Below are 18,406 nucleotides of genomic sequence, written 5' to 3'. Positions count from 1 at the left end.
TATATAAATCTCTATAATTGTGAAAGACTTGTCTTTTTATTATTGGAACTAATTTAGGCTATGTTAATGCTTATTGTTTATTTTAGTACACTGTTGATTGGAGTGGAGGGCACGAAGACTCCTGCGGGAGGACGGGACAGGGGAGACCCCGCAGGAGCGCAGCGACGAGGAGGCTCCCCGGACCGCCCGCGGAAAGCGAAGTGCCTGGAGCGGAAATCAACAGGCAAGTTTAACATAGCCAATATTTAAAATAGATCTTATTTTTTTGAGGAGTGAAATAAATGGCATTAACAGCTGGTATCGTAGGATTACCGAACGTTGGTAAGTCTACTTTATTTAACGCAATTACCCAAGCAGGGGCAGAATCAGCCAATTACCCTTTCTGTACGATAGACCCAAACGTCGGAATCGTAGAAGTACCTGACCACCGTCTCCAAAAATTGACGGAACTGGTCCAACCAAAAAAGACCGTTCCAACCGCTTTTGAATTTACTGACATTGCAGGGATTGTTAAAGGAGCAAGCAAAGGAGAAGGTCTAGGGAATAAATTCCTCTCACATATACGCCAGGTAGATGCAATTTGCCAAGTTGTTCGCTGCTTTGCAGATGAGAATATTACCCATGTATCAGGTAAAGTAGATCCAATCGATGATATTGAGGTCATCAACCTAGAGTTGATTCTAGCCGACATGGAATCAGTAGAAAAGCGGATTAGCCGTGTCGAAAAATTAGCTAAGCAAAAGGATAAGGAAGCAGCGGCTGAATTTGAAGTACTTGCAATGCTACGTGATGCTTTTGAAGCAGAAAAGCCAGCACGAACTGTTGATTTTACCGATGAGCAAATGAAACTTGTCAAAGGACTTCATCTTTTAACTATTAAGCCTGTCCTTTATGTGGCCAATGTAAGTGAAGATGATATTGCTGATCCATCTGACAATGAATATGTTCAAAGGGTCCGCGAATTCGCCGCTGCCGATAACGCCGAAGTTATCGTGGTGTGTGCGAAGATTGAAGAGGAAATTGCTGAACTCGAAGGTGAAGAAAAGCAAATGTTCCTTTCAGAGTTAGGAATTGAAGAATCTGGTCTTGATCAATTAATCCGTGCTGCCTATCATTTGCTAGGCTTAGCAACGTATTTTACTGCAGGTGTTCAAGAAGTACGCGCCTGGACATTCAGAAAAGGTATGAAAGCTCCACAATGTGCAGGAGTCATTCACTCTGACTTTGAACGCGGCTTTATTCGAGCAGAGACAGTTTCATTTGATGATCTTTTAGCCGCAGGCAGTCATACTGCTGCAAAGGAAGCGGGCAAGGTCCGGTTAGAAGGAAAAGAATACGAAGTAAAAGACGGCGACGTCATCCACTTCCGTTTTAACGTATAATAGCTCAAGCTCTGCACACTTTGCAGAGCTTTTATTATTGGAAAAAATCTCATTTCTGTGAATGACATTGCAATTATTTTATTTGTATGCTATAATTTCAACTTGTGAGTAATTAATAATTGCTCCTTGCCCAAACGGGCCGTTTAGACCAAAAGGAGGTGACTGTGATGAATAAGTACGAAATCATGTACATCATCCGCCCAAATATTGAAGATGAAGCTAAAAAGGCTCTTGTAGAGCGTTTTAATACAATTCTTCTTGAAAACGGTGCGGAAACTGCTGAAACAAAGGATTGGGGTAAGCGTCGTTTAGCATATGAAATCAACGATTTCCGCGACGGATACTACGAAATCACTAAAACAACATCTTCAGCTGCTGCAGTACAAGAATTTTCTCGTCTTGCAAAAATCAGCGAAGATATCATTCGCCACTTAGTAATTAGAGAAGACGCTTAATATAGATCTTGGTAGAAATGTTTCATGTGAAACATTTTTCCAAATAAAAAGGAGTTGATTCTGATGATGAATCGTGTCGTACTTGTTGGCCGTTTAACAAAAGATCCTGATTTGCGTTATACACCAAATGGGGTTCCTGTTGCTACCTTTACTTTAGCTGTTAATCGACCATTTTCTAGTCAATCAGGTGAACGTGAAGCAGACTTTATTAACTGTGTTGTTTGGCGTAAACCAGCTGAAAATGTAGCGAACTTCTTGAAAAAAGGAAGCCTCGCAGGTGTGGATGGCCGAATTCAAACCCGCAACTATGAAGGACAAGATGGTAAACGTGTCTATGTTACAGAGGTACAAGCTGAAAGTGTTCAGTTCTTAGAACCTAGAAACGCATCTGGCGGCGGTGGCGGAAGAAGCGATTACGACCAATTCGGTGCTCCTCCGAGGGAACCACAAGGTAATTCTTATGGCGGCGGCAATCAGAATCAACGTCAAAATCAAAACACAAATAAAGGTTACACAAGAATGGACGAGGATCCGTTTGCTGGTAATGGTCAAATTGATATTTCCGATGACGACCTTCCATTCTAACCAACCTTAATTGAACGATAACATTAATAATGAAAAAGGAGGGAATTTTCATGGCAGGAGGACGTAAAGGCGGTCGCGCAAAACGTCGTAAGGTGTGCTATTTTACATCAAATGGTATCACTAAAATCGACTATAAAGATGTAGATCTTCTTAAGAAATTTATCTCTGAGCGTGGAAAGATTTTACCACGTCGTGTAACTGGTACTAGCGCTAAATACCAACGTAAATTAACAGTTGCAATCAAACGTTCACGTCAAATGGCATTACTTCCATTTGTTGCAGGTGAATAATAAATAGATGAAAAGGCAGTAAGGGTTCTCCCTGCTGCCTTTTTCTTATACTCGTAAACTTGTGTAGAGCGGATTATCTCGGGTAAAATAAAGATTAGTGTTTTATATGTTTAGGGGTGAAAGTGTGAAAGATGTACGCAAGCTAACGGAGGGTGCCATCCTCTTGGCAGCTTTTGCTGCGTTATTATTAGTAACCATGTATGTTCCTATCGTAGGAGCGATTGTAAACCTGGTATTGCCGCTTCCATTTATTATCTTTTCTTATAAAAATGGTCTGAAACTGATTGCCGCTTTCGCAGTAGCAGCAATTTTTATTTCATTCATTGCCGGGTCTTTACTTGGACTTGGGATCATGCTTATATACGGTACCGTTGGTGTGGTGATAGGCTATTTGCTCCAAAAAGGTAAGAGTCGAGCATTTATTTTGATTGCCGGTTCCCTCACGATGATGGCTGGATTAGTTATCATGTATGCCGTCACGGTTTCTTTTATGAAAGTAGATATTATCCATGAACTAACAGTGGCCTTAAATGAATCAGTTAAAAACTCTGAGGAAATGCTGAAAGCAATGGGTAAAGAAGATCAAATTGCAAAAATAAAAGAGCAAAATTCCCTCATGCTTAAGCAAATCGTAACGCTGGCACCAAGTGCACTTATTTTTGCTGCCATTGTGCTTACCTTTATTACTCAGTGGATTTGTTTTCCAATTGCGAAGCGATTTGGTGTAAACGTTCAGCCATGGGGCCATTTTCGTAATCTAGCCCTTCCTAAAAGTTTGTTGTGGTATTATTTAATTGCCTTGGGGGCAATGCTCTTATTTCATCCACAAGAAGGAACCTACATATATTCTGTTTTAATCAATGCAAGATCTGTACTAGAGACGTTTATCCTCCTGCAGGGGGTTGCGCTTTTATTTTTTCTTTTCCACCAAAAGTCCGTAGCGAAGGGACTTGGCGTGTTTGTAGTAATTCTTACTTTCATGATTCCGTTGGTCCGTTATATAATAATGTTATTAGGCATTACTGATTTAGGCTTTAACTTTCGGAAGCAATTTGAAAAGAAAGAGTAAGATTCACGACTAGGAGCTGAAAATTTTGCCTGCATTTTTAGAAAAGCGGTCCATTCGTTACCCTTTTTATGGGTTAATTGCTGTCACAGTGGTACTGCTCATTATTCTGTATTTGTATAACAGGATATTAAGTGTAGCAGGGCTGTTATTAATGTTTTTCCCCATTTACTATATGTTTGTGGTTGATCGGCGCCAGCGAAAAGAAATGGAGGAGTATATCTCAACCCTTTCCTACCGCGTAAAACGAGTTGGTGAAGAAGCGCTAATGGAAATGCCAATCGGGATTATGCTCATTAATGATGAGTATTATATTGAGTGGACCAATCCATTCTTGGCTTCTTGTTTTGATCAGGATACCTTGGTGGGAAGATCATTGTACGATGTCGCCGATACCCTGATACCATTAATTAAACAGGAAGTAGAAACAGAGATCATTACCCTTCATGAACGGAAATTCCGCGTCATCCATAGACGTGAGGAACGGCTTTTATACTTTTTCGATGTGACCGAACAAAAAGAAATCGAGAAAATGTATCATAATGACAGGACTGTTATTTCAATAATCTTTTTAGATAATTATGATGACCTTACCCAGGGAATGGATGACCAAATGCGTGGCAGCATCAATAATTTGGTGACGTCTATCCTAAATAAATGGGCCCAGGATAATGGGATATTTTTAAAAAGAATTTCCTCCGAACGGTTTATTGCGGTGTTCAGTGAAGGAATTCTTCAAAAGCTGGAAAACGGGAAATTTACCATTCTTGATGAAGTCAGAGAAATGACTTCCAAGCAAAATGTATCCTTTACCTTAAGTATTGGCGTTGGAACGGGAGTAACTTCCCTGCCAGAATTAGGCGGTTTAGCCCAATCGAGCTTGGACTTGGCCTTAGGCAGAGGCGGCGACCAAGTAGCGATTAAATTACCAAGCGGCAAGGTGAAGTTTTATGGCGGCAAAACCAATCCAATTGAAAAGCGAACGAGGGTCAGAGCACGAGTGATTTCACATGCCTTAAGGGATTTAATTATCGCTAGTGATAAAGTAATTATCATGGGTCATAAAAATCCGGACATGGATTCGATTGGTGCCAGCATTGGCATTTATAAAGTCGCGCAAATGAACCAGAAAGATGCCTATATCGTTGTCAACACGCAGGACATGGAAAATGGAGTTAAACGATTAATGGCAGAAATACGACAGCAAGAGCAGTTGTTTGCCCATTTTATTGGACCAGAAGAGGCACTGGAAATTGCTATGGATAAGACCTTACTTGTTGTCGTTGATACGCATAAACCGTCCATGGTCATTGAAGAACGGCTTCTCAATAAAATTGACAATAAGGTTGTCATCGATCATCATCGCCGCGGTGAAGATTTTATTGCCAATCCTCTCCTTGTTTATATGGAACCTTATGCCTCATCGACATCAGAATTAGTGACAGAGTTCCTTGAATATCAGCCAAAACGAGGTAAAATTGAAATGATTGAAGCGACGGCCCTCTTAGCAGGAATCATCGTGGATACCAAAAGCTTTACCCTCAGAACAGGCTCAAGGACGTTTGATGCGGCCTCCTATCTACGAGCACATGGAGCAGATACCATCCTCGTTCAAAAGTTTTTGAAGGAAGATGTGGATACATATATTAAGAGGTCCAAGTTAATTGAGTCTGTTACTTTTTACCGTGAAGGGGTTGCCATTGCGAAAGGCACAGAAAATGAGTTCAACGATCAAGTGATTATTGCCCAAGCAGCAGACACCTTATTAACAATGGATGGGGTGATAGCCTCCTTTGTTATTTCAGAACGCAGTGAAGGCGTGATTGGCATTAGTGCAAGGTCGCTTGGAAACATCAATGTCCAGGTCATCATGGAAAGTCTAAAAGGCGGCGGACATCTGACGAATGCAGCCACACAACTGACTGGTTTATCGATTACAGAAACAGAAAATCAATTAAAGCTAGCAATAGATGATTATTTTGAAGGAGTGAAAAAGGAATGAAAGTAATTTTTTTAAAAGACGTAAAGGGTAAAGGGAAAAAAGGTGAAGTGAAGAATGTAGCAGACGGTTATGCTCATAATTTCCTTCTTAAACAAGGTTTAGCAAAGGAAGCGAATAATGCCAATATCAGTACGCTTGATGCTCAAAAAAAGAAGGAAGCAAAGCAAGCGGAGGAAGAATTAGCGGAGGCCCAAAAATTAAAAGAAGTATTGGATCAAATCACGGTTCAATTAACTGCTAAAGCAGGTGAAGGCGGCCGTTTATTTGGATCCATTACAACAAAGCAAATTGCAGAAGAATTACAAAAGAAACATGGGATCAAAATTGATAAACGTAAGATGGAATTAGCAGATGCCATTCGCACGCTTGGCCACACAAAGGTTCCAGTGAAACTTCATCACGAGGTGGTTGCGACCTTAACCGTTTCTGTGACAGAAGTAAAATAAAAATTTTCCCAGTGCGAAATGGTTCTGGAACATGATAGAATAGAAAAGTAATCAACGCGATGTGATCGGTTTTAGCTGGTCACTTTTTCTTTTGTTTTTAGGAAAATGATAGTTTTTAATAATAAAATATCCTCTTCATGATAGGAGGTTTTTTGATATATGAATGACTTATATGCGGATCGTATGCCACCGCAAAATATTGAGGCCGAGCAGGCAGTTTTAGGGGCTATTTTCTTAGAGCCTTCCTCTCTTGTACTAGCTTCTGAAATATTAATCCCTGAGGATTTTTATCGTGCTGCCCACCAAAAAATATTTAACGTGATGCTTACTCTTAATGATCAAGGGAAAGCAGTTGACCTTGTAACGGTAACAGAGGAACTTGCGGCTGCCAAACTGATTGAAGATACAGGCGGGGTAAGTTATTTAGGAGAATTGGCCGCCTCGGTTCCAACGGCAGCTAATATTGAATATTATGCGAGAATAGTAGAAGAAAAATCCTTACTTAGAAGATTAATTCGCACCGCAACGAACATTGCCTCTGATGGATATTCTCGTGAGGATGAGGTTGAGGCGCTTTTAAGTGAAGCTGAAAAAAATATTATGGCCGTGGCGCAGCGGAAGAATGCTGGTGCTTTCCATAATATTAAAGATGTACTGGTTCGGACGTATGACAATATTGAGGAAATGCACAACCGGGTCGGCGACATTACAGGGATTTCCACCGGATTCGCGGAACTAGACCGAATGACGGCAGGATTCCAACGAAATGATTTAATCATTGTTGGAGCCCGTCCTTCCGTGGGTAAAACAGCCTTCGCCTTAAACATCGCCGCCAACGTAGCGACAAAAACGGGTGAAAATGTTGCGATATTCAGTCTTGAGATGGGTGCCGAACAGCTGGTAATGCGTATGCTCTGTTCGGAAGGAAACATCGATGCCCAGCGGCTTCGTACCGGTTCCCTAACCGATGAAGACTGGGGCAAATTGACAATGGCGATGGGAAGTCTTTCAAATTCAGGGATATTTATTGATGATACTCCTGGGGTTCGAATTAGTGATATCCGTTCGAAATGCCGTCGCTTGCAGCAAGAGCATGGTTTAGGGATGATCCTGATCGATTACTTGCAGTTGATTTTAGGAAGCGGCCGTTCGGGCGAGAACCGTCAGCAGGAAGTTTCCGAAATCTCTCGTTCTTTAAAGCAGTTAGCTCGTGAGTTGAAAGTCCCTGTTATTGCCCTTTCCCAGCTATCCCGTGGTGTGGAACAGCGTCAAGATAAGCGCCCGATGATGTCCGATATTCGTGAATCAGGTTCTATTGAGCAGGATGCCGATATCGTGGCGTTCTTGTATCGTGATGACTACTATGATAAGGAATCAGAGAATAAGAACATCATCGAAATCATTATTGCTAAGCAGCGTAATGGCCCAACAGGAACGGTATCGTTGGCCTTTGTAAAAGAATACAATAAGTTCGTCAACCTCGAGACACGGTATGAAGATGCTCCTGGTGCGTAGTGGCTAGCCAAATTTATTTGGCTAGCCTTTTTTGTGTCCAGGCACTAGTGGCTTGAGAAAAAAGGTCAAACGATGACCATAGGGGTCGTATGATGCCTGTTTGAAGTAAAAAGAGTGCCTAACGGTAACCATAGGGGTCGTATGATGCCCGCTTGAAGTAAAAAGAGAGCCTAACGGTAACCATAGGGATCGTATGATGCCTGTTTGAAGTAAAAGAAGAGCCTAACGGGAATCATAGAGGTCGTATGATGCCCGTTTACAGTAAAAAAAGAGTCTATCAGTAATCATAGATTTTATTAAAGGGTAAGTAAAAAAATTTAATCCTTTGGTAAAACATAATTTGCAGACTTTCCATGACCAATTTGTTTATAGTGCTTCCCCAGTATCCTCCTAATAGTCTTCTCCGATTTAACAATCTTACACCAATCACGGACTATCTTTGTGGTAATTTTTTGTTCAGGGAAAAGAAGCGATAATTCAGTGACACTCCTTAACACTGCTGATTCCACCTCTTCTGTACATCCACATTGATCACACGTCAAAATTGAACCGTGAATCTCAGAAAAAAGGGAGTAACACTTTAGACAAAGAATTCCTTTTTTCAAATCTTCATATTGATAGGCTGGCAAGTGCGGATAAGGTGATTCTACTATATGAAGAGATACTAATTGTTCAGCTAATTTGTAGTGTCCTTTATTCAGTTTTACGGGTCTTGCATTGAGCTTTTTCAAAAAACGGTTCATTTGTGAATGGAAAACAAGAGATGGATTAATAGTGGTTATATATAAATGAAATTCGGAGTTAATGAAGATGAGATAGGGTTCAAGCGGATAATGATAGCCAAGGTCACCGAGTAGTGAACGAAATAAGATAACACAACGATTTTGTTGGTGTACGGGATTCTTCATTTCTTTTTTAGCACTCGTACACCATTTTTCACCTTCAACAAAGTAGTCGCCTTCAAAGTTTTTTATATCCAAAGGGTAAATTTTATCGTGGGATATTAGTAACGTATCAATTTGGAATTTAGAATGGTTATATTCAAGTAATAAATCATGGATGATCAGCCAATCCTCTGAGAGCCCTTCTAACCACAGATCACTCTTTTTCTCACCTTCAAATCCCTTTCTTAGCCTTTTATAGTTACTAACATCTTTATCGGATAAACTCATTCGCGCATTTAAAGATCGCAACAGAGTGATTTCCAATAGTTCCACGCGAGATTTAAATAGCATATTCCACATCCTATTTGTTATTTTAATAAAACTATAATTCTATTTTATGGAAAAATCATCAAACCAACAAGATAGATTCTTAAATTAATATTTTACGAACATAATATAATAGATTCATATAAATGTTCGTGTTTAGTTTGCTTTTAGTAATAAATATTGGTAAAATGGTGTATGGAAAAGAGTAAAGCGTATTTAATTTGGAGGTGCCTTATATGTCATCAGTAGTAGTTGTTGGAACTCAATGGGGAGATGAAGGTAAGGGGAAAATCACAGATTTCCTTTCTGAAAATGCCGAAGCAATCGCCCGTTATCAGGGAGGAAATAATGCAGGCCATACCATAAAGTTCAACGGAGAAACGTACAAATTGCACCTAATTCCATCTGGAATTTTTTATAAAGAAAAAATCTGTGTCATCGGAAATGGAATGGTTGTTGATCCAAAGGCACTTGTAGCAGAACTTGCTTATTTGCATGAAAAAGGTATTACTACCGATAATCTTCGCATTAGTAATCGTGCCCATGTCATTCTTCCATATCACTTAAAACTTGATGCGGTTGAGGAAGAAAGTAAGGGTGCGAATAAAATCGGTACCACCAAAAAAGGAATTGGACCAGCTTACATGGATAAAGCGGCCCGCGTAGGTATTCGAATTGCTGACCTGCTAGAACGCGATGTATTTGAAGAAAAGCTTGAACGTAATTTGGAAGAGAAAAACCGTTTATTTGAACGTATTTATGAAACAACAGGATTTACAAAAGAAGAAATCCTTGATGAGTATTATGAATATGGTCAACAAGTAAAACAGTATGTTTGTGATACATCCGTGGTCTTGAATGATGCATTAGATGAAGGCAAACGAGTTCTTTTTGAAGGGGCTCAAGGGGTTATGCTTGATATTGACCAAGGTACTTACCCATTTGTTACTTCTTCTAATCCTGTAGCTGGCGGTGTTACAATTGGTTCCGGGGTTGGACCATCGAAGATTACCCATGTTGTTGGAGTTTGCAAAGCTTACACTTCCCGTGTGGGTGACGGCCCATTCCCGACAGAATTAAATGATGAAATCGGCCATCAGATCCGTGAGGTTGGACGTGAATATGGCACTACAACGGGCCGTCCTCGCCGTGTTGGCTGGTTTGACAGTGTCGTTGTACGCCATGCCCGCCGTGTGAGCGGATTAACTGACTTGTCGCTTAATTCTATTGATGTTTTAACAGGGATTGAAACATTAAAGATCTGTACTGCGTATAGCTACAAAGGTGAGCTTATTACAGAATATCCAGCAAGCTTGAAGGTATTAGCACAGTGTGAACCTGTTTATGAAGAGCTTCCAGGTTGGACAGAAGATATTACAGGCGTTAAAACTTTAGATGAGTTGCCTGTAAATGCCCGCCATTATGTAGAACGCGTGACCCAATTAACTGGAATTCCATTAACAACTTTTTCAGTTGGACCAGATCGTAATCAAACAAATGTAGTCCGCAGCCCGTGGAGACAAATTTAAAAGCGGAAGCGCCTTGTTCAGGGGCGACAGGCATAAGACGAGCCGGCATGAAGGTTGCTTTTTAACCTTCAGGACGGATTGGCTTATGACCCCGAGCCCCTAGGCGCTGGAGCTAGACAATTTAACTTTGAACTTACTAGATGAAGCCCTCATTTTTGAGGGCTTCAAACTTTTTAAAAAAGTTTTTTAAAAAAGTATTGCCATTAGTATATAGTCCGTGCTATTATAAAAAGCGTCGTCACGATATACGAAAACAAGTACGAGCCATTAGCTCAGTTGGTAGAGCATCTGACTTTTAATCAGAGGGTCGAAGGTTCGAGTCCTTCATGGCTCACCATTTATATTTTATGGCCCCTTGGTCAAGTGGTTAAGACACCTCCCTTTCACGGAGGTAACACGGGTTCGAATCCCGTAGGGGTCATGGCTTTTGATTGTCAGCAAATGGCTGGCAAGGACGGTCTCCTTGCTGACAATCAATTTAATATTGGTCTGGTAGTTCAGTTGGTTAGAATGCCTGCCTGTCACGCAGGAGGTCGCGGGTTCGAGTCCCGTCCAGACCGCCATATAAGTGGCTCAGTAGCTCAGTCGGTAGAGCAAAGGACTGAAAATCCTTGTGTCGGCGGTTCGATTCCGTCCTGAGCCATAAAAAAAGGAAGCTTGCAAATGCATGCTTCCTTTTTTTTTATCTATATCTTCTTTTTACCAAAAAGAACAGTTCTTCCCTGCTAAAAATGTCAGCAATTATACAGTTTTGTTACAGTATAAAGACTATTAATCTATTTACAGAAAGTTATGGTAAAGTGGAGAAGGTCTAAAATTCTGGGAACTTCTTTAATAGTAAATACAATAGATTAAAAGGGTTTTACCGTGGTTTAGGGAGGAAAAATGTTATTTTTAGATAAAATATCACAAACAAAAAGGTTATTACTTAAAACAACACTTGTGACTGCTATGGCATCATCACTGATTGCCTTTAGTAACGGTCCGGTTGCATTTGCTGATTCATCCGAATCATCAAAGGATTATCATGTCTATCTTGAAGGTACATATATAGGTAATGTTGCGGATAAGAGCGTAGTAAATAAAATTATTGCTGAAAAAGCTGCTGATACCGATTTTATGCAACAAATTAACGACGTTCCATATCAAGTATTTCCAACGGCTGAAACTGAGACAGAAACCGTTCAGACCATCCGAAATATCTTCCAGCTTCAAACAGAGGCCTCTGCCATCATGATTGACGGGAAACCAGTTGCTTATGTAGAAAATCAAACGACAGCGGAAGAAGTTATGAAGAAATTGATCCAACAATATGTTCCTGAGGATCAATTAGCCGAACTCAAGGCTCGAAAAGCTTCTGACAATACGAATGTACCGGCATTAAAAGAAAATGAGTCTCGTTTATTAGATGTACGACTATCTAAAAATGTTTCATTTTCAAATGAAGATACTGCTCCTAGAAAGATTATGTCTGCTGAGGAAGCAGTTACTTTTTTACAAAAAGGGACTTTAGAAGAAAAGAAATACGTGATTCAAAAAGGTGATGTACTTGAAATCATTGCCGATGATCACCATATGAAGATGGCGGACATCTTAGCGGTGAATCCCGGACTAACTAAAGATACTCTTCTAAAGATTGGCAAAAAAATTAATATGACTGTTCCAAAACCATATATTGAAGTGATTGTGGAAAAAGAAGTAAACAAAAAGGAAGAAATCCCTTTTAAAAAGAATGTGATTGAAGATAAAACTCTGTTAAAAGGGAAAACAAAGGTAAAACAAGAAGGTAAAAAAGGTACTCGTTCAGTTACCTATAAAATTTCCGAACAAAATGGTGTAACCGTAAACAAGGACGAGGTAAATGAAACAATCCTCGAACAGCCTGTTAATGAGATTGTCATCAAAGGAACAAAGGTAATTCCATCACGCGGCGACGGCACCTTTGCCTGGCCAACAGTGGGTGGGTATATTTCAAGTAAGCAAGGTCCTAGATGGGGCAGAATGCATAAAGGAATTGATATTGCTAGACCAAGCAACAGAACCATCAAGGCAGCCGATAATGGCGTGGTTGTTTCTGCAGGCTGGGGAGGCGGTTATGGTAATAAGATTGTAATTGACCATCGAAATGGTTACCGTACCCTTTATGGACATATGTCATCGCTTAAGGTTCACGTAGGTCAGAAGGTTTCCAAGGGTTCTGCTATTGGAATAATGGGTGCTACCGGAGATGCTACTGGTGTTCACTTGCATTTTGAAGTCTATAAAAACGGCAGCTTGGTAAATCCACTTTCTTATTTAAGATAAAAGATGAGTCTCTGGCTTAATGCCAGAGGCTTTTTATTCTTCCATTCTTACCAAATGGTAATAGGTGAATTTATGTGAATAACATGATACAGTAAAATAGTATAGTTATGACTCCTAGTCCTATTTTATTAAATAGATGAAAATGAAAAAATGAAAAGGAGCAATGGAATGGAAAAGAAAATTCTTGTTGTTGATGATGAAAAACCAATTGCTGATATTCTCCAATTTAACTTAAAAAAAGAAGGATACGTTGTCTATTGTGCTTATGACGGAAACGAAGCACTTGAGTTGGTGGAAGAAGTACAGCCAGATTTAATCCTTTTAGATATTATGCTTCCCTTACGAGACGGGATGGAAGTATGCCGTGAAGTCCGTAAGAAATATGAAATGCCGATTATTATGCTGACGGCAAAGGACTCCGAAATTGATAAAGTCTTAGGACTTGAGTTGGGTGCAGATGATTATGTGACGAAACCGTTTAGCACAAGAGAACTAATTGCTCGCGTCAAGGCTAATTTACGTCGCCATCAACAAATTCTGACACCGGCAGAAACTGAATCTGAAACGAATGAAATTGAGATAGGATCACTGACCATTCATCCAGATGCCTACATCGTTTCAAAACGCGGTGAAACGATTGAGTTGACCCACCGTGAATTTGAATTGCTATTCTATTTAGCAAAACATATCGGCCAAGTGATGACAAGGGAACACCTCTTACAAACCGTTTGGGGTTACGATTACTATGGTGATGTAAGAACAGTCGATGTAACAGTGAGAAGATTGCGGGAAAAAATTGAGGACAGCCCTAGCCATCCAACTTGGATTGTGACTCGGCGCGGGGTAGGATACTATTTGCGCAATCCTGAACAGGAGTAAACGGAATGAAGAAGGTTGGTTTCTTTCGCTCTATACATGTAAAGTTCGTTATCATCTATGTCCTCCTTATATTAGTGGCCATGCAAATTATCGGTGTCTATTTTGTTAAACAGTTGGAGGAAACATTACGGACCAACTTCCAAACATCGTTAAAACAGCGGGTTGATTTGCTTGCCTATAATATTGTCGAGGAAATGGAGAAGGAGAGAACGCCTGAAGACCCAACACTCGAAGAAGATATCAAAAAAATCCTTAGAGACTTTGATGCAGGTGATATTTCAGAAGTTCAGGTAATTGAAAACAACTCCCTAAAAATTCTTGGTACCTCCCATCCCAGTAACCAAGGAGTGGTTGGTCAACGAACCACCAAACTTCAAGTGAAGCAATCGATGGTATTAGAAGAGGATCAAAGTTCCATTAATATCGATGAGCAAACCGGACACCGGATTTGGGTCCTCTCTACACCAATTAAGTCGGGGAAAAAGGTTATCGGTTCCATTTATTTGGTAGCTAAAATTGAAAATGTTTTTGAACAAATGAAAACCATTAATAAGATTTTTGCCACTGGTACAGCAATTGCTCTATCCATTACTGCTCTCCTGGGCATCTTGTTAGCCCAAACCATTACTAGACCGATTGCTGATATGAAGAAGCAAGCGATAGCGATGACCAAGGGGAATTTTTCAAGAAAAGTTAAAGTATATGGAAATGATGAAATTGGGACTCTGGCAATTACCTTTAATAATTTAACGAAGAAACTGCAGGAAGCACAGGCTATGACCGAAGGAGAACGAAGAAAACTTTCCACGGTTTTGTCTTATATGACCGATGGTGTAATCGCCACCGACCGGAAAGGCCGAGTGATCCTGATTAATGAACCAGCGGCAGAAATGTTGAATGTTTCACGTGAAACAGTGCTTACGCAGCCCATCGTTTCATTACTTGATTTAGATGATACGAATTCCTTTGAGGACTTATTGGAAGAAAAGGATTCAATTATTTTAGATTATAGTACGAAAAAGGAACGCTATTTTCTGCGTGCCAATTTCTCCGTGATTCAAAAAGAGACGGGCTTTGTCAATGGCTTAATTGCCGTTCTGCATGATATTACCGACCAAGAAAAAATCGATGCGGAACGAAGAGAGTTTGTCGCCAACGTATCCCATGAACTGCGGACACCGCTGACAACAATGAGGAGTTATTTAGAGGCCCTCGCAGATGGAGCTTGGCGGGATGAGGAGATTGCTCCAAACTTTTTAGAAGTGACGCGGACTGAGACGGAACGAATGATTCGTCTGGTAAATGACCTGCTCCAGCTTTCAAAAATGGATAGTACCGATTATCGACTGACGATTGAATGGGTTAACTTTGTTGATTTCTTTGACCGCATCATCGACAGGTTCGAATTGTCAAAGGAACAAAACGTTTCCTTCAAACGAAAACTTCCTAAGCAAGCGATCTTTGTTGAAATTGATGAAGATAAAATGACACAGGTTTTATACAATATTATTTCCAATGCGTTAAAGTACTCGCCAGAAGGCGGGCAAGTCACTTTTTCGATTAAAGAAATGGACGATAAAATTATTGTGAGCATTTCAGACCAAGGAGTTGGAATTCCAAAAGAGAATATTAAAAATATTTTTGACCGTTTTTATCGTGTTGATAAAGCGAGAACGCGGAAATTAGGCGGTACAGGCCTAGGTTTGGCGATTGCAAAAGAAATGGTTAATGCTCATGGCGGGGCAATCTGGGCAACAAGTGAGGAAGGGAAAGGAACAAAAATCTCCTTTTCACTCCCATATGAACGTTCTGAAGAGGATGATTGGTCATGAGATACGAAAATATTAAATCAGGGATTCTAATCGTACTAGTCCTGGTCAGTATATTGTTAACTTGGAACCTTTGGACGTACCAACCGAATTATGAAACAATGAAAAGCAGCGATAATGTAAAAGAGGTTTCTTTAAGTGAAAAACAAGAGGTTCAAAAAATTGTCAGACCTGATCAACTGCTTTACCATGTGAAAGGTCAGCATTATGGAACGAATAACACAGATGATATGGAAAAGGTGATTAAGGAACTCAGCCGTTGGGCTTTCTTTGATGTGAAAAAATATACAAACGAGGTCAAAGACATCAAGAAATTAATTCATGGCAGCGGCAATACGGAAATTATATTTCCGGGAGAGGTTCCAATAGAGTTATATCGCAGTGTATTAAATATTGAAGGAAAAAAAATACCTACATTCAACTTCAATCGAATCATTATTAATACAGAGAATTCCGCAAAGGAAAATGGAATTGTTTACTTTGTTTCTACCGAGAACCAACAGGTTTATATTAGTCACATCTCTTCTGCAAATTTAAGTGAGTTTAACCGTAATTTTTATTTGAAGGCAGCGAAATACCCGCGTTATTTTGCTTACCAAGCATCTGAAAAACGGACCATTTTCTTGCCTGAGTCAACCACAGAAATGACGACCTATAAATACTTGCCTGTTACCCTTGATTCTGAAGAATTCAAAGAAGCCCTTTTTAGCGACCCTAGTTTTGTCCAAAAGAGCTTTGTCCCATCAGGCGAGGAGTACACAAACGATTCTAGTAAAATGACGGTGAATTTTGAAAGTAATCTCCTCAGGTACGTCAATCCGACTGTAGAAGAAAATTTCATCAACACTTCATATGATTTAGTGAAACGAAGCATTGATTTTGTCAATCAACATGGCGGCTGGACAGACCCGTATCGCTATGTTGATAAAAATGAGTATACCCATACCGTCACTTTCCGCTTATATAGTATGGACGGCTACCCTGTCTTTAATGGAAATGGCATGACCGAAATTAGTGAGGTTTGGGGCCGCGATGAAATCAATAAGTATATTCGTCCAAATATAGCTTTAGAACTCCCATTAACCACAGAGATGGTAAAGGTGACCCGTCCCTCAGGGCACGATGCTTTGAAATTTTTACAAAACAAAAAGAATTTTAAGCCGAGCCTTCTTGAGGATATGATCTTGGGCTATCGAATGGAACGAGATTCAAAGGAGAATAAACTAATCATCTTAGAACCTGCCTGGTTCTATCTCTATGGTAAATCATGGGGACAGATTACGATGGAAGACCTAGGAGGATCACAGCATGGATTGGAGTAAGATAAAAACTATTTTTATTATCACCTTCTTAATCTTAGATGTGTATCTCTTATACCAATTCATGAAAATCCGTGATGCTAATAAGTATGAGGTTATTTCAGAGGCTTCGTTTGAAGAAAAGCTAAAAGCAGATGAGATTACGTATAAAGACTTTCCTAAGGATACGATTCAAGCCCAGTATCTCAGTGCCAAGCCCAAGGTGTTTACACAGGTTGATACTGATAAGCTGAAAGGAAAATCTGGGGACTTAAGGGGTACAGGGACGACAACACTCCATGTCACACTAGAAAAGCCGATTAAAATCACTGCAAAGTTTGAACCAGCCGAGTTGTCCGCTTTTATAAATGACAATGTCCTTTTTGGTGAGGATTATCAATATGGGGAGAAAAGTGACAAGGATCAATCCATCACTTACTTTCAGACTGCAGAGAATGTCCCTTTATTTAAAAATATAAATGGGATGATTACATTTAAAATCGGTGATAAGAACCAGATTGTCTCCTATGATCAGACCTACCTGGTGGAAATGGAGAAGTTAACGGCCAAGGAAGAAATTTTGGCGCCGTTAAAGGCGATTGAAACTTTGCATCAGAAGGGAATGTTGAAGTCGAAGAGCAATATCACCAAGATTGAGCTTGGTTATTCCACACTCATTCAGTTGGCAGCTTCCCAAGTTTTAGCGCCTACATGGCGCTTTGAGGTTAATGGCAAGGAGAGCCTATTTGTGAACGCATTTGAAGGGCAGATTATTCAATTTAACAGCGATGAAAAAAGTAAAGTGGAGTGAAATCGTATGTCTTTAAGTTATAGCATTCTTGCAAGCGGGAGTACAGGAAACGCTCTATATGTAGAGTCTGATGAGCATTCGTTTCTTGTGGATGCGGGGTTTAGCGGCAAGCAAATGGAGGCACTTTTTGGACAAATTGATCGTGATATTAGCAAGCTTTCCGGAATATTTGTGACGCATGAACACAGTGACCATATTAAAGGAATTGGTATCCTTGCTCGTAAATACCATTTGCCTGTATATGCGAACGAAAAAACATGGCGGGCAATGGAAAGTTCAGTCGGTGCCATTCCAACGGAACAAAAATTTGTTTTTAATATGGAAACCGTAAAGAGTTTTGGTTCTGTTGATATTGAGTCATTCGGAGTATCCCATGATGCGGCGGAACCAATGTTTTACGTATTCCACCATTCAGGGAAAAAACTCGTCCTTATCACGGATACGGGTTATGTTAGTGACCGAATGAAAGGAACCATCTCGAATGCCGATGTGTATATTTTTGAATCCAATCATGATGTGCAGATGCTGCGGATGGGCAGATACCCTTGGAATATTAAACGCAGGATTTTAAGTGATGTCGGCCATGTTTCCAATGAGGATGCAGCTTTAGCAATGAGTGATGTCATTGGCGATCAAACCAAGCGAATTTATCTTGCCCATTTAAGCGCGGATAATAACATGAAGGACTTAGCTAAAATGGCAGTTTCCCAAACCCTTCAAGAGCGAGGTCTAATTGTCGGCGAACAATTCGGACTCTACGATACAGACCCGAAAATACCAACAGCATTAACAGCTGTGTAGTCT

General features: G+C 40.2%; 17 protein-coding genes and 4 tRNA genes. 20 read left to right on the top strand and 1 reads right to left on the bottom strand.

Features of this window, described 5'->3' with window-relative positions; genetic code table 11:
• Nucleotides 1-93 precede the first annotated feature (93 nt).
• The 9 genes from FS608_RS30295 to dnaB all read left to right on the top strand — a co-directional run bounded on the left by FS608_RS30295 (nucleotide 94) and on the right by dnaB (nucleotide 7,741).
• Nucleotides 94-249 carry a hypothetical protein gene (locus tag FS608_RS30295; protein WP_222127354.1) on the top strand — a complete coding sequence of 52 codons (156 nt, stop codon included), beginning with the start codon at nucleotides 94-96 and terminating at the stop codon, nucleotides 247-249.
• Between the two features lie 32 nt (nucleotides 250-281).
• Nucleotides 282-1,382: a redox-regulated ATPase YchF gene (gene ychF, locus FS608_RS14550; RefSeq protein ID WP_098577055.1), complete on the top strand. Its 1,101-nt coding sequence runs from the start codon at nucleotides 282-284 to the stop codon at nucleotides 1,380-1,382.
• A 167-nt stretch (nucleotides 1,383-1,549) separates the two neighbouring features.
• Nucleotides 1,550-1,837 (top strand): 30S ribosomal protein S6, encoded by a 288-nt coding sequence (rpsF, locus tag FS608_RS14545; RefSeq protein WP_026568065.1) that lies wholly within the window; start codon nucleotides 1,550-1,552, stop codon nucleotides 1,835-1,837.
• Nucleotides 1,838-1,900: 63 nt separating this feature from the next.
• Nucleotides 1,901-2,422 carry a single-stranded DNA-binding protein gene (gene ssb, locus FS608_RS14540; RefSeq protein ID WP_144552071.1) on the top strand — a complete coding sequence of 174 codons (522 nt, stop codon included), beginning with the start codon at nucleotides 1,901-1,903 and terminating at the stop codon, nucleotides 2,420-2,422.
• 50 nt (nucleotides 2,423-2,472) lie between these two features.
• Nucleotides 2,473-2,712, top strand: coding sequence for a 30S ribosomal protein S18 (gene rpsR, locus FS608_RS14535; RefSeq protein WP_098577061.1), 240 nt, complete (start codon nucleotides 2,473-2,475; stop codon nucleotides 2,710-2,712).
• 124 nt (nucleotides 2,713-2,836) lie between these two features.
• Nucleotides 2,837-3,781, top strand: a complete 945-nt coding sequence (locus tag FS608_RS14530; RefSeq protein ID WP_144552068.1) for a YybS family protein — start codon at nucleotides 2,837-2,839, stop codon at nucleotides 3,779-3,781.
• 25 nt (nucleotides 3,782-3,806) lie between these two features.
• Nucleotides 3,807-5,780 (top strand): DHH family phosphoesterase, encoded by a 1,974-nt coding sequence (locus tag FS608_RS14525; RefSeq protein ID WP_144552065.1) that lies wholly within the window; start codon nucleotides 3,807-3,809, stop codon nucleotides 5,778-5,780.
• Nucleotides 5,777-6,226 (top strand): 50S ribosomal protein L9, encoded by a 450-nt coding sequence (gene rplI, locus FS608_RS14520; protein WP_144552062.1) that lies wholly within the window; start codon nucleotides 5,777-5,779, stop codon nucleotides 6,224-6,226. Before FS608_RS14525 ends, rplI begins: the two co-directional genes overlap by 4 nt.
• 159 nt (nucleotides 6,227-6,385) lie before the next feature.
• Nucleotides 6,386-7,741, top strand: coding sequence for a replicative DNA helicase (gene dnaB / locus FS608_RS14515; protein ID WP_144552059.1), 1,356 nt, complete (start codon nucleotides 6,386-6,388; stop codon nucleotides 7,739-7,741).
• A 317-nt stretch (nucleotides 7,742-8,058) separates the two neighbouring features.
• Here the strand turns inward: dnaB and FS608_RS14510 are convergent, their stop codons facing one another.
• A complete protein-coding gene (locus FS608_RS14510; protein ID WP_186328733.1) occupies nucleotides 8,059-8,976 on the bottom strand; it encodes a nuclease-related domain-containing protein in 918 nt (305 codons plus the stop codon).
• Nucleotides 8,977-9,188: 212 nt separating this feature from the next.
• Between FS608_RS14510 and FS608_RS14505 the strand changes: the two genes are divergently transcribed.
• The 11 genes from FS608_RS14505 to FS608_RS14455 all read left to right on the top strand — a co-directional run bounded on the left by FS608_RS14505 (nucleotide 9,189) and on the right by FS608_RS14455 (nucleotide 18,403).
• Nucleotides 9,189-10,481: an adenylosuccinate synthase gene (locus tag FS608_RS14505; RefSeq protein WP_144552052.1), complete on the top strand. Its 1,293-nt coding sequence runs from the start codon at nucleotides 9,189-9,191 to the stop codon at nucleotides 10,479-10,481.
• 261 nt (nucleotides 10,482-10,742) lie between these two features.
• A tRNA-Lys gene (locus FS608_RS14500) sits at nucleotides 10,743-10,818 on the top strand.
• A 12-nt stretch (nucleotides 10,819-10,830) separates the two neighbouring features.
• Nucleotides 10,831-10,902 (top strand) — tRNA-Glu (locus FS608_RS14495).
• 65 nt (nucleotides 10,903-10,967) lie between these two features.
• Nucleotides 10,968-11,044 (top strand) — tRNA-Asp (locus FS608_RS14490).
• Nucleotides 11,045-11,051: 7 nt separating this feature from the next.
• A tRNA-Phe gene (locus FS608_RS14485) sits at nucleotides 11,052-11,124 on the top strand.
• 242 nt (nucleotides 11,125-11,366) lie between these two features.
• A complete protein-coding gene (locus FS608_RS14480) occupies nucleotides 11,367-12,785 on the top strand; it encodes a peptidoglycan DD-metalloendopeptidase family protein (protein ID WP_144552049.1) in 1,419 nt (472 codons plus the stop codon).
• Between the two features lie 168 nt (nucleotides 12,786-12,953).
• A complete protein-coding gene (gene yycF, locus FS608_RS14475) occupies nucleotides 12,954-13,664 on the top strand; it encodes a response regulator YycF (RefSeq protein ID WP_144552046.1) in 711 nt (236 codons plus the stop codon).
• A gap of 5 nt (nucleotides 13,665-13,669) precedes the next feature.
• Nucleotides 13,670-15,496 (top strand): cell wall metabolism sensor histidine kinase WalK, encoded by a 1,827-nt coding sequence (walK, locus tag FS608_RS14470; protein WP_144552043.1) that lies wholly within the window; start codon nucleotides 13,670-13,672, stop codon nucleotides 15,494-15,496.
• Entirely contained in the window at nucleotides 15,493-16,815 is a 1,323-nt protein-coding gene (locus tag FS608_RS14465) for a YycH family regulatory protein (protein ID WP_144552040.1), read from the top strand. Before walK ends, FS608_RS14465 begins: the two co-directional genes overlap by 4 nt.
• Complete coding sequence (locus tag FS608_RS14460; RefSeq protein WP_144552037.1) at nucleotides 16,802-17,602, top strand: two-component system regulatory protein YycI; 801 nt, start codon at nucleotides 16,802-16,804, stop codon at nucleotides 17,600-17,602. Before FS608_RS14465 ends, FS608_RS14460 begins: the two co-directional genes overlap by 14 nt.
• Nucleotides 17,603-17,608: 6 nt before the next feature.
• Entirely contained in the window at nucleotides 17,609-18,403 is a 795-nt protein-coding gene (locus tag FS608_RS14455) for an MBL fold metallo-hydrolase (protein WP_144552034.1), read from the top strand.
• Nucleotides 18,404-18,406: the final 3 nt, after the last annotated feature.

Source organism: Bacillus sp. X1(2014) (assembly GCF_007678255.1).
This window is presented reverse-complemented; position numbering and strand designations above follow the sequence as displayed.

Excerpts from the sequence above, each read along its gene's own strand:
- walK (WP_144552043.1), top strand. The coding sequence starts at position 13,670 with ATGAAGAAGGTTGGTTTCTTTCGCTCTATACATGTAAAGTTCGTTATC.
- FS608_RS14455 (WP_144552034.1), top strand. The coding sequence starts at position 17,609 with ATGTCTTTAAGTTATAGCATTCTTGCAAGCGGGAGTACAGGAAACGCT.
- FS608_RS14480 (WP_144552049.1), top strand. The coding sequence starts at position 11,367 with ATGTTATTTTTAGATAAAATATCACAAACAAAAAGGTTATTACTTAAA.
- FS608_RS14460 (WP_144552037.1), top strand. The coding sequence starts at position 16,802 with ATGGATTGGAGTAAGATAAAAACTATTTTTATTATCACCTTCTTAATC.
- ychF (WP_098577055.1), top strand. The coding sequence starts at position 282 with ATGGCATTAACAGCTGGTATCGTAGGATTACCGAACGTTGGTAAGTCT.
- ssb (WP_144552071.1), top strand. The coding sequence starts at position 1,901 with ATGATGAATCGTGTCGTACTTGTTGGCCGTTTAACAAAAGATCCTGAT.
- dnaB (WP_144552059.1), top strand. The coding sequence starts at position 6,386 with ATGAATGACTTATATGCGGATCGTATGCCACCGCAAAATATTGAGGCC.
- yycF (WP_144552046.1), top strand. The coding sequence starts at position 12,954 with ATGGAAAAGAAAATTCTTGTTGTTGATGATGAAAAACCAATTGCTGAT.
- FS608_RS14510 (WP_186328733.1), bottom strand. The coding sequence starts at position 8,976 with ATGCTATTTAAATCTCGCGTGGAACTATTGGAAATCACTCTGTTGCGA.
- rpsF (WP_026568065.1), top strand. The coding sequence starts at position 1,550 with ATGAATAAGTACGAAATCATGTACATCATCCGCCCAAATATTGAAGAT.
- rplI (WP_144552062.1), top strand. The coding sequence starts at position 5,777 with ATGAAAGTAATTTTTTTAAAAGACGTAAAGGGTAAAGGGAAAAAAGGT.
- FS608_RS14505 (WP_144552052.1), top strand. The coding sequence starts at position 9,189 with ATGTCATCAGTAGTAGTTGTTGGAACTCAATGGGGAGATGAAGGTAAG.
- FS608_RS14465 (WP_144552040.1), top strand. The coding sequence starts at position 15,493 with ATGAGATACGAAAATATTAAATCAGGGATTCTAATCGTACTAGTCCTG.
- rpsR (WP_098577061.1), top strand. The coding sequence starts at position 2,473 with ATGGCAGGAGGACGTAAAGGCGGTCGCGCAAAACGTCGTAAGGTGTGC.